Origin of the sequence: Tepidimonas fonticaldi (assembly GCF_007556755.1) — a bacterium.
GTDB lineage: Bacteria > Pseudomonadota > Gammaproteobacteria > Burkholderiales > Burkholderiaceae_C > Tepidimonas > Tepidimonas fonticaldi.
In genome coordinates this window covers 181,518-191,205 of the sequence record NZ_VJOO01000003.1, presented here as the reverse complement: position 1 = coordinate 191,205, position 9,688 = coordinate 181,518, and the positions used below count along the sequence as shown (strand labels likewise).

The 9,688-nt window shown below is 71.2% G+C and carries 11 protein-coding genes; 5 read left to right on the top strand and 6 right to left on the bottom strand.

From position 1 onward, the window contains the following. A partial coding sequence (locus Tfont_RS03185; RefSeq protein WP_260682236.1) for an RNA pyrophosphohydrolase occupies positions 1-709 on the bottom strand: 709 nt, incomplete at its 3' end. A gap of 62 nt (positions 710-771) precedes the next feature. Between Tfont_RS03185 and Tfont_RS03180 the strand changes: the two genes are divergently transcribed. The 4 genes from Tfont_RS03180 (at position 772) to Tfont_RS03165 (ending at position 4,331) form a co-directional block, all read left to right on the top strand. Beyond that, on the top strand, positions 772-2,517 hold the full coding sequence (locus Tfont_RS03180) for a proline--tRNA ligase (protein WP_143968350.1): 1,746 nt from the start codon (positions 772-774) through the stop codon (positions 2,515-2,517). 2 nt (positions 2,518-2,519) lie between these two features. After that, positions 2,520-3,200: a lytic transglycosylase domain-containing protein gene (locus Tfont_RS03175; protein WP_143968349.1), complete on the top strand. Its 681-nt coding sequence runs from the start codon at positions 2,520-2,522 to the stop codon at positions 3,198-3,200. Between the two features lie 101 nt (positions 3,201-3,301). After that, the gene (locus Tfont_RS03170) at positions 3,302-3,721 is read left to right on the top strand and encodes a hypothetical protein (protein ID WP_143968348.1); all 420 of its coding nucleotides are present in this window, start codon (positions 3,302-3,304) and stop codon (positions 3,719-3,721) included. Next, entirely contained in the window at positions 3,711-4,331 is a 621-nt protein-coding gene (locus tag Tfont_RS03165) for an exopolysaccharide biosynthesis protein (RefSeq protein ID WP_143968347.1), read from the top strand. Before Tfont_RS03170 ends, Tfont_RS03165 begins: the two co-directional genes overlap by 11 nt. A gap of 15 nt (positions 4,332-4,346) precedes the next feature. Here Tfont_RS03165 and Tfont_RS03160 read toward each other — a convergent pair whose 3' ends face one another. The 5 genes from Tfont_RS03160 to hemA all read right to left on the bottom strand — a co-directional run bounded on the left by Tfont_RS03160 (position 4,347) and on the right by hemA (position 9,248). Then, positions 4,347-5,351 carry an AAA family ATPase gene (locus Tfont_RS03160; RefSeq protein ID WP_143968346.1) on the bottom strand — a complete coding sequence of 335 codons (1,005 nt, stop codon included), beginning with the start codon at positions 5,349-5,351 and terminating at the stop codon, positions 4,347-4,349. Positions 5,352-5,456: 105 nt separating this feature from the next. Further along, a complete protein-coding gene (grxD, locus tag Tfont_RS03155) occupies positions 5,457-5,783 on the bottom strand; it encodes a Grx4 family monothiol glutaredoxin (RefSeq protein WP_143968345.1) in 327 nt (108 codons plus the stop codon). 95 nt (positions 5,784-5,878) lie between these two features. Beyond that, positions 5,879-6,802 (bottom strand): peptide chain release factor N(5)-glutamine methyltransferase, encoded by a 924-nt coding sequence (gene prmC / locus Tfont_RS03150; protein WP_143968344.1) that lies wholly within the window; start codon positions 6,800-6,802, stop codon positions 5,879-5,881. Between the two features lie 14 nt (positions 6,803-6,816). Next, the gene (prfA, locus tag Tfont_RS03145; RefSeq protein WP_068608363.1) at positions 6,817-7,929 is read right to left on the bottom strand and encodes a peptide chain release factor 1; all 1,113 of its coding nucleotides are present in this window, start codon (positions 7,927-7,929) and stop codon (positions 6,817-6,819) included. Continuing rightward, positions 7,926-9,248 (bottom strand): glutamyl-tRNA reductase, encoded by a 1,323-nt coding sequence (gene hemA, locus Tfont_RS03140; RefSeq protein ID WP_068608365.1) that lies wholly within the window; start codon positions 9,246-9,248, stop codon positions 7,926-7,928. The genes prfA and hemA overlap by 4 nt, the downstream gene beginning before the upstream one ends. Here hemA and Tfont_RS03135 point away from each other — a divergent pair. Beyond that, positions 9,247-9,555 (top strand): hypothetical protein, encoded by a 309-nt coding sequence (locus Tfont_RS03135; protein WP_143968343.1) that lies wholly within the window; start codon positions 9,247-9,249, stop codon positions 9,553-9,555. The genes hemA and Tfont_RS03135 overlap by 2 nt on opposite strands. The last annotated feature ends 133 nt before the right edge of the window (positions 9,556-9,688 follow it).

Here is a 9,688-nt window from a genome sequence, read left to right as displayed (position 1 = left end):
ATGGGGGACGGGGCGGCATGGCCCCTTCGGCCAGCGGGCCCGCATCGGGCGGGGCCGGCTGGGGGTCGAAGCTGCCCCCTGGGGGCAGCTCCAGGTGGGCGGGCATGGCCAGGTGCGCCGGCAGCGCTCGGGGGCGCCGGCCCGCCCCGGGCGCTTTCGGGGGGGCGGGCGAGCGGCCCCGGTTGTTGCCGCGCAGATAGCGGTTGCGGCTGTCTCGGCCGCTGCCGGCGTGGTCCAGGGGCGGCAGGTAGCGCGACAGCTCCTCCAGCGCACGCTGGTACACGTCGCGCTTGAACTCGATCACCAGATCGAGCGGCACCCAGTAGTCGTTCCAGCGCCAGGCGTCGAATTCGGGGTGATCCGTGGCGCGCAGGTTCAGGTTCCAGTCGCCGCTGACCAAGCGCAGCAGAAACCAGATCTGCTTTTGGCCCTTGTAGTGGCCGCGCGCGTCGCGGCGGATGTAGCGGTCCGGCACCTCGTAGCGCAACCAGTCCCGTGTGCGGGCGATGATCGCCACGTGTTCCGGGCGCAGACCGATCTCCTCGTGCAGCTCCCGGTACATCGCCTGTTCCGGGGTCTCGCCGCGGTCGATGCCGCCTTGCGGGAACTGCCAGGAGTGGGTGCGGATGCGCTTGCCCCAGAACACCTGGTTCTTCTGGTTGAGCAGGATGATGCCGACATTGGGCCTGAAGCCGTCTCTGTCAAGCATAATCGACCCCAATTTTCAAAAACTGTCTCGATTATGCATCGCAGGTCGGGATTTGTGTCGCCATGAAAGCCTCCCAGTTCTTCATCTCCACCCTCAAGGAAGCCCCGGCCGACGCCGAGGTCGTCAGCCACCGGCTCATGATGCGCGCCGGCATGATCAAAAAGCTCGGTGCCGGCATCTACACCTACATGCCCATGGGGCTGCGCGTCATCCAGAAGGTGGAGCGCATCGTGCGCGAGGAGATGAACCGCGCCGGCGCGGTGGAGCTGACCATGCCCATCATCCAGCCCGCCGAGCTGTGGCAGGAGACCGGGCGCTTCGACAAGATGGGGCCGGAGCTGCTGCGCATCCGCGACCGGCACGAGCGCGACTTCGTCGTGCAGCCCACCAGCGAAGAGGTGGTGACCGACATCGCCCGCCAGGAGCTGCGCAGCTACAAGCAGTTGCCGAAGAACTTCTACCAGATCCAGACCAAGTTCCGCGACGAGCGCCGGCCGCGCTTTGGCCTGATGCGCGGGCGCGAGTTCATTATGAAGGACGCCTACAGCTTCGACCGCGATGCCGAGAGCGCGCAGCGCAGCTACCAGATCATGGCGCAGGCGTACCGGCGCATCTTCGACCGCTTCGGGCTGCGCTACCGCGCGGTGGCGGCCGACAGCGGCGCCATCGGCGGCGACCTGAGCGAGGAGTTCCAGGTGATCGCGGCCACTGGCGAGGATGCCATCGTCTACTGCCCGACCAGCGACTACGCTGCCAACCTGGAAAAGGCCGAGGCGCTGCCGCCCGCGGGCCCGCGCCCGGCGCCCGCGCAGTCGATGGCCAAGACCCCGACGCCGGGCAAAAGCACCTGCGCGCAGGTGGCCGAGCTGCTCGGCGTGCCGCTGGCGCGCACCGTCAAGTCCATCGTGCTGGCCACCGACGAGGTCAACGAGCGCGACGAGATCGTTGCCACCCGGATCTGGCTGCTGCTGCTGCGCGGCGACCACGACATGAACGAGGTCAAGGTCGGCAAGCTGCCCGGGCTGGAGCTGGGATTCCGCTTCGCCACCGAGGCCGAGATCGTCGAGCACTTCGGCTGCCGCCCCGGCTACCTGGGGCCGGTCGGCACGCGCAAAGCCGTGACGGTGGTGGCCGACCGCGAGGTGGCGGTGATGGCCGACTGGATCTGCGGCGCCAACGAGGTCGATTTTCACCTGACCGGCGTCAACTGGGGGCGCGACCTGCCGGAGCCGGATCTGGTGGCCGACATCCGCAACGTCGTCGCCGGCGACCCGTCGCCGGACGGCAAAGGGGTGCTGGCGATCGAGCGCGGCATCGAGGTCGGGCACGTGTTCTACCTCGGCACCAAGTACAGCCGGGCGATGAACGCCACCTTCCTCGATGAGGATGGCAAGCCCAAGCCGTTCGAGATGGGCTGCTACGGCATTGGCATCACGCGCCTGCCGGCGGCGGCCATCGAGCAGAACCACGACGAGCGCGGCATCATCTGGCCGGACGCGATCGCGCCGTTCACAGTGGTGATCTGCCCGATCGGCATGGACCGCAGCCCCACCGTGCGCGAGGCCGCCGAGCGCCTGCACGACGAGCTGGCCGCGCACGGGGTGGACGTCATCCTGGACGACCGCGGCGAGCGGCCCGGGGCCATGTTTGCCGACTGGGAGCTGATCGGCGTGCCGCACCGCGTCACCCTTGGCGACCGCGGCCTCAAGGACGGCCTGGTCGAGTACCAGCACCGGCGCGACACCGCGGCCACGCCGGTGCCGCTGGCCGACATCGTGGACTGGCTGCGCGGCCGCATCGCGGTGTGACCATGGATACGGCCCCCGGGCCAGGCCTCGACCGGCGCCGCTGTCTGGGGCGGCTGGCGGGGTTGGCCGCACCGGTGCTGGCGGGGCGGAGCCTCGTGCCCATCGCGGGGGCCTGGGCGTGGGCGGCCGCCGCCCCGGCGCAGGCCGGTGCCCAGATCGAGGAGCCGCTGTCCGACGCGGTCCGCCACGCGCTGCAGGCGGCCGTCGAGCAGCTCGATCCGCCGGAGCCCGAGTTTCTGACGGCCGAGGAGCGGCTGGCCTACCTGCGCTGGCTGAGCCGGGCGAGCTGGCAGTTGCGGCGCCGCAAGCCCGAACCCCAGGCGCGCGTCGATTTTCTGCAAACGGTCTGGTACGAAAGCCGGCGCGCCGGACTGGACACGGCGCTGGTGCTGGGCCTGATCGAGGTCGAGAGCGCCTTTCGCAAGTACGCGATCTCGCGGGCCGGCGCGCGCGGCTACATGCAGGTGATGCCGTTCTGGACGCGGGTCATCGGCGATGGGGATCCGGACAAGCTGTTCCATCTGCAAACCAATCTGCGCTATGGCTGCGTCATCCTGCGCCACTACCTGCAGCGCGAGCGCGGCGACCTGTTCCTGGCCCTGGGGCGCTACAACGGCAGCCGCGGACGCGCCCCCTACCCGAACGCGGTGTTCGCGGCCGAGCGCCGCTGGCGGCTGGCGTGAGGGCCGATCCGCACGGCGACCGAACTTCCGGCCGAATCCGGCCTCTGATGCGTGACCACGTGATGCCCGGCGGCGGGCGTCCGGTCGGTGAGGAGATGTCCATGCGTTGGCTGATCTGGGTGGTGTTTGCGCTTGCGATGGTGCTGTGGACGGCCGTGGTGTTCGTCGGCACCCAGCTCCTGGGCTGGGCGGCGGGGCTGCTGTCGTCCGGACAGGACGCCGCCGCGGTGACGCAGGCGGTCCAGCACTTTCCCTGGCCGGCATGGCTGGTGCTGTGGGTGGATCCGGCCTGGCTGCAGCAGCTCGCCGCCGCGCTGACGCAGTCGTGGGCCTGGCTGACGGCGGTGCTGCCGGCCTTCGCCACGATCGCCGGCTGGCTGGTGCCGCTGGCCTGGGTGGCGTGGGCGGTGGTCGCCTTCGGTCTGCTGGCGCTGGCCGTGGTGCTGCACGTGGTCAGTGGTCGCCTGGGGCGCCAGTGGGGCAGCCTGGCGGCGTCGGTGCGGGGACCCCATGGCCGTTGAGTTGGCGCGCGCGCTGCGCGAGGCGGCGGCCCGGCTGGGCGAGATGGCCGATTCCCCGCCGCCGGGCGGTGCCCCGGTCGCGCTGAGTCTGGGCGAGGTCGTCGATCTGCATGGCCACGGCTCGGGGGCCGTGCTGCTGATGGTGATGGCGCTGCTGACCGTGCTGCCGGTGGCCGGTGCCGGCACGGTCCTGAGCTTCGGCCTGTGGGCGCTGGCGCTGGCCTGGATGGCGGGACGTGACGCCATCGTGCTGCCGCGCCGCGTCGGCGCCGTGACGCTGCGCGGCACCTGGGCGACGCGCGGCCTGGAGCTGCTGGCCATGACCTACGAAACCGCCGCGCGCTGGCTGCGTCCGCGCTGGCCCGCCCTCGTCCACCCACGCCTGCGTCTGTGGTGGGGCCTGTGGATCGCGCTGATGGCAGGCATCATCTTCCTGCCGCTGCCGTTCGGCAACGTACTGCCCAGCCTCAGCCTGATCGCGCTGAGCCTGGGCTGGATGTTCCGCGACGGGCTGGCCTTGCTGGTGTCCGGGGCCATCGGGGCGGGGGCGATCGCCTACCTGGTCACGCTGTGGCAGGGGGTGGAGCACCTGTTTCGCTGGTGGTTCTGACCTCGTCCCCGGCCCTCACTGCAGGAAGCCGATGCGCGCGCGTCCGCCGGCAGCCGCGGGCAGGTCCCGCGTCTCGATGCGGTCGCGCCGGTCCAGCCGTGCGTTGCCAAAGCCGGTCATGAGCCCCCGGCGCATCTCGCGCGGGGCCATGCCCGCCAACTGATCGAGCACGTCGTCGCCCGGCTCCTCGTCGAACAACCGCCCCCAGTCGTGTGCGGCGCGCAGCCGCTGGTAGAGCTGGCGCGCAATGCCGCGGGCCTCGTCGCGCGTGGGCGGGGCGATCTCGAACACATTCATGCGGTTGAGGATGGGGTCCGGAATGGTCCGCTCGTCGTTCGCGGTGGTGATCCAGATGACCTGGCTGGCATCGATGGGCACCTCGGCGAACTCGTCCACGAAGCGCTGCGCCGTCTGCGGCTCCAGCAGGCCGTAGAGGGCGCCCAGGGGGTCGTACTGCGCGTCGCTGGCTTTGTCGATTTCGTCCACCACCAGCACCGGGTTGGCGTAATTGCCTTCCACCAGGGCCTCGAACACCTTGCCGGGTTTGGCGCCTTTCCATTGCGACGACGAGCCCGACAACAGCCAGCCGGCGGTCATCGAACTCATGGGCACCAGGGTCATGGTGGTGGCCAGCAGATCGGCGAGCTGCTGGGCGAAGTGGGTTTTGCCGACACCGGGCGGCCCCAGCAGCAACAGGGGGGTGATCTCCAGGCTGTCGCTGCTTTCCTGCGCCAGCGCGACGTGGCGCCGCACGTCGTCGAGCACGGCGCGGAAGTTGGGCAGCTGCTCGTACAGCGGCTCCAGATCGGGCACGCCAGAGGGCTTGACCGCGAAGCGCTGCGGGCCGCGCTCCAGCATGCGCTCGTAGGTTTGGCACAACGTCGCCTGTTCGCGATCATTGCCCTGGGCCTTCAGGCGCCGCAGGCGCTGTTCGACCTCCTCGGGGCTGAAGACGTCGCGCACCCGCGCGATCGGCAGGCCGCGGGTGGCGGGGATGGCGGGAACGGGGCTGGCTTCCATGGCACTCTCCTTCGACGACCAATCCTGCGGTCATTGAAGCATGGACCGTGCCAACGGCCCAACCCGGGCAATCCCGGATGGCGTATCTGCGCCGCTGGCGCGACCTTATGAGGTTGATGCCCCGAGGAGCTGTTGCAGCTCGCCGGACTCGTACATCTCCATCATGATGTCCGAGCCGCCGATGAACTCCCCGCGCACATAGAGCTGCGGAATGGTCGGCCAGTTGCTGTATTCCTTGATGCCCTGGCGGATTTCGGGGTCCTCCAGCACATTGACCGTGACGAGGCTCTTGGGATCGACCCCGCAGGCCTTGAGGATTTGCACCGCGCGGCCAGAAAAGCCACACATCGGAAAGCTCGCCGTGCCCTTCATGAACAGCACGAGGTCGTGGGATTTGACCAGTTGGTCGATGCGCTGCTGTACGTCGCTCATGGGTCCCTGCGAATGAGGTGATGAAAACCCTGGATTATCGCCAGTCCCCCGACCTGACGGGTGCCCGGCCGCCCATGCCCCCACCGGGGGCGGTATCACCCCGGCCAGCGGCCGCCGGTGCAGCGGCGGTGGCCGCCCAGATCGCGCCGATGGTCGATGTCGCGCCAACCCCCGTGTTCTAACAAGCTGGCAACCGCGTCGGCCTGGTCCCAGCCGTGCTCTAGGAGCAGCCAGCCGCCAGGTTCCAGCCGCGCAGGGGCGCCGGCGACGATGGCACGCAGGTCCTCCAGCCCATCCGCTCCCCCGACCAGGGCGCCGATGGGCTCGTGCCGCAAGGCGCCCAGGTGCGGATCGTCGGCGCGCAGATAGGGCGGATTGGCGACGATCAGGTCGAAGCGCACCGGCCACAGGGGGGCATCGGCCGTGCCGGCGTCATCGGCCCCCCCCGGCCAGGGCCGCCAGTCCGACCACCAGCGTCCCTGCACCCAGCGCACCGGCAGTCCCAGCCGCCGCCCGTTGGCCGCGGCCACGGTCAGGGCGTCGGCGCTCTGGTCCAGGCCCCAGACGGCTGCGTCCGGCCGGGCGTGCTGGAGGGCCAGCGCGATGGCACCGCTGCCGGTGCCCAGGTCCACCACCCGCACGCCCGCGTGTGCGGGCAGCACCGCCAGCGCCCAGTCCACCAGGGTTTCGGTGTCGGGGCGGGGGTCCAGCACGCGTGCGTCGACCCGCAAGGTCAGGCCATAGAAGCCGCGCTCGCCGGTCAGGTACGCCAGGGGCTCCCCGTCGATTCTGCGCTGGCACAGGGTCGCGTAGCGCGCGGCGGCCTCGGGCGCCAACGGGGTGTCGTCGTGGGCCAGCAGCCAGGCCCGGTCCGCCAGCGGTCGCCCCAGCGCATGCAGGAGCAGCCACTGGGCGTCCAACCGGTCCATGCCCCGCGCCTGGGCCGCCCGCAGCGCGTCGCGCAGGGTGGACGGCGCATCCGCACCGCAGGCCGGTGGGGGGTGGGGGGGCGCATCCATGTCCGGTCGGTGGGTCAGGCGGCCCCGGTGGCCCGCGCTTCCAGCTCGGCCATCAGCTCCGCGCCGTGCGCCAGCTGCAGCCCGTGGATCAGATCGTCCAGATCCCCCTCGAGCACGGCGGGCAGCTTGTACAGGGTCAGGTTGATGCGGTGATCCGTGACCCGGCCCTGGGGAAAGTTGTAGGTACGGATGCGGTCGCTGCGGTCGCCGCTGCCGATCAGGCCCTTGCGCGCGGCGGCCTCGCGGGCCTCGCGCTCGCGGCGTTCGCGCTCCTGCAGGCGCGCCAGCAGCACCTGCAGCGCACGGGCCTTGTTGCGGTGCTGGCTGCGGTCGTCCTGGCATTCGGCCACCAGGCCCGTGGGCAGGTGGGTGATGCGCACGGCCGAGTCGGTCTTGTTGACGTGCTGGCCGCCGGCACCGCTGGCGCGGAAGGTGTCGATGCGCAAGTCGGCGGGGTTGATCTGGACCGTCTGCGCTTCGTCCGGCTCGGGCAGCACGGCCACGGTGCAGGCGCTGGTGTGAATGCGCCCCTGCGACTCGGTGACCGGCACCCGCTGAACGCGGTGCCCGCCGGACTCGAAGCGCAGCCGCCCATACGCGCCCCGGCCGATGATGCGCAGCACGACCTCCTTGCTGCCGCCGAGCTCGCTCGGGGATTCGCTGATGACCTCGGCGCGCCAGCCCTGCCGCTCGGCGTCGCGGACGTACATGCGCGCGAGTTCGGCGGCAAACAGTGCGGCCTCCTCGCCGCCGGTGCCGGCGCGGATTTCGACGAAGGCATTGCGCTCGTCGTCGGGGTCGCGCGGCAGCAGCAGGGTCTGCAGTTGCGCGGCCAGGGTGTCGAGCTCGGTCTGCGCCGCGGCTTCCTCGTCCGCGGCCAGCGCGGCCAGGGCCGTGTCGCCGCTGAGCTGGGCCTCGGCCGCCAGCTGCCGGGCGCTGTCCCGATCGGCCTCGCGCTGCAGGTAGCGCCGATAGGGCTGGACGATGGCATCGGTCTCGGCGTGCTCGCGCGTCAGGGCGCGAAAGCGTTCCAGGTCGGTGGTCGCGTCCGGCGCCGCCAGTTGGGCGTCCAGCTCGTGCAGGCGCAGGCGCAGGCGCTCGAGCGTCTCGCGAACGAAGGGTTTCATGGGCGTGGGGCGGGCCCGTCCGCGGTACCGGAGCGTGCGGACGGTGCCTCCAGCCGTCCGCGCAGGAATAGGCGCGACACCACCTCGGCCGTGTGGCGGCGGCTCGCTTCGTCCCCGCTGTGCAGCTCGGCCAGCGCACCGTGCAGCATTTTTTGCGTCAGTCCGCGCGAGAGCGCCTCCAGCACGGTGTCCACATCCTCGCCACGGGCCAGCAGGCGCCGCGCGCGGGCGATTTCGGCCGTGCGCCAGGCGTCGGTCTGCGCCTGCAGATCGCGGATCAGCGCGACCACGCCCGCGTTCGGATCGCGCTGACGCAGCCAGTGCATGAAGCTCTGCACGCCGGCGTCGATGATGGCCTCGGCCTGGGCGACGGCGGCTTGGCGCTGGTCTTTGCCGGTCTGCACGACCGCGGCCAGGTCGTCCACGGTGTACAGGTACACATCGTCGAGGGCCTTGACCTCGGCCTCGATGTCCCGCGGGACGGCCAGATCGACCATGAACATGGGGCGGTGGCGGCGGCGCTTGAGTGCGCTTTCCACCATGCCCAGCCCGATCAGCGGCAGGGTGCTGGCGGTGCAGCTCACCACGGCGTCGAACTCGTGCAACCGCGCTGGCAGGTCGGACAGGCGCATCACCTCGGCCCCGAACCGGGCGGCCAGCTTTTCGCCGCGCTCCAGCGTGCGGTTGGCGATGACCATCGCGCGCGGCTGGCGCGCCGCGAAGTGGGTGGCGGCCAGCTCGATCATCTCGCCCGCGCCGACGAACAGGATGCGGATGTCGCGCAGGTCCTCGAACAACTGCCCGGCCAGCCGCACTGCCGCGGCCGCCATGCTGATGGAGTGGGCGCCGATCTCGGTGCTGCTGCGCACCTGTTTGGCGACCGCGAACGAGCGCTGGAACAACTGGTGCAGCGTGGTGCCGAGTGCGCCGGCCTCGTCCGCGACGCGCACCGCGTCCTTCAGCTGACCCAGGATCTGGGCCTCGCCCAGCACCATGCTGTCCAGCCCGCTGGCGACGCGAAAGGCGTGGCGTGCCGCCGCATCCTCGCGCAGCACATAGGCGTGCTGCATCAGCGTCTCGGGGGGCACGCCCGCGGCCTCGGCCAGCCAGTGCGCGGCGGGCTCGATCAGCGGCTCGTCGGCGGCGCAGTACAGCTCGGTGCGGTTGCAGGTGGACAGCAGGGCGGCTTCGGGCTGGCGCGCCACCGACGCGCGAAACCGCCGCAGCGCCTCGGGCACCTGGTCGAGGGCGAAGGCAAACCGCCCCCGCACATCGAGCGGGGCCGTTTGGTGGTTGATGCCGAGCGCCCAGACTGCCATGGTTGCGGATTATAAAATTTTGGGCTCCGTGGATGCCCTGGCCCTGCTTCTCCATTTGCTCAACCTCGTGGCGCCGGCCTGGGGCCTGGCGGCGCTGCTGGCGCCGGCGCTGGCCTGGCGGGGGGGCGCGCGCCCGCGCTGGCGCGCCGGGCTGGCGCATGGGGCATGGCTGGGGGTGTGGGGCTCGGCCGTGCTGATCGCGGGCCTGGTGCTGACCGGCCGGGACGGCCGCATGGCCACCTACGCCGCGCTGGTGGGCGTGATGGGCACGGTCGCGGCCTGGCGGGACGGGGCCGGACGCCGATGACCCCCACGGGTATCGGGGCGCCGACCCTGATGCCAGTGGTGCCGGGGTGCGCTGCGGTAACATCCGGTCCCCGTGTCGGCCGCCGCGCCTCCCCAGCGGGCCCCGCCGGCGCGCGGTCCGCCAGCCGCTACCG

What these genes read in the sequence shown, in the direction of transcription:
- Tfont_RS03180 (WP_143968350.1), top strand. Translation starts at nt 772, where the DNA reads ATGAAAGCCTCCCAGTTCTTCATCTCCACCCTCAAGGAAGCCCCGGCC.
- Tfont_RS03170 (WP_143968348.1), top strand. Translation starts at nt 3,302, where the DNA reads ATGCGTTGGCTGATCTGGGTGGTGTTTGCGCTTGCGATGGTGCTGTGG.
- hemA (WP_068608365.1), bottom strand. Translation starts at nt 9,248, where the DNA reads ATGGCAGTCTGGGCGCTCGGCATCAACCACCAAACGGCCCCGCTCGAT.
- prfA (WP_068608363.1), bottom strand. Translation starts at nt 7,929, where the DNA reads ATGAAACCCTTCGTTCGCGAGACGCTCGAGCGCCTGCGCCTGCGCCTG.
- grxD (WP_143968345.1), bottom strand. Translation starts at nt 5,783, where the DNA reads ATGAGCGACGTACAGCAGCGCATCGACCAACTGGTCAAATCCCACGAC.
- Tfont_RS03175 (WP_143968349.1), top strand. Translation starts at nt 2,520, where the DNA reads ATGGATACGGCCCCCGGGCCAGGCCTCGACCGGCGCCGCTGTCTGGGG.
- Tfont_RS03160 (WP_143968346.1), bottom strand. Translation starts at nt 5,351, where the DNA reads ATGGAAGCCAGCCCCGTTCCCGCCATCCCCGCCACCCGCGGCCTGCCG.
- prmC (WP_143968344.1), bottom strand. Translation starts at nt 6,802, where the DNA reads ATGGATGCGCCCCCCCACCCCCCACCGGCCTGCGGTGCGGATGCGCCG.
- Tfont_RS03135 (WP_143968343.1), top strand. Translation starts at nt 9,247, where the DNA reads ATGGTTGCGGATTATAAAATTTTGGGCTCCGTGGATGCCCTGGCCCTG.
- Tfont_RS03165 (WP_143968347.1), top strand. Translation starts at nt 3,711, where the DNA reads ATGGCCGTTGAGTTGGCGCGCGCGCTGCGCGAGGCGGCGGCCCGGCTG.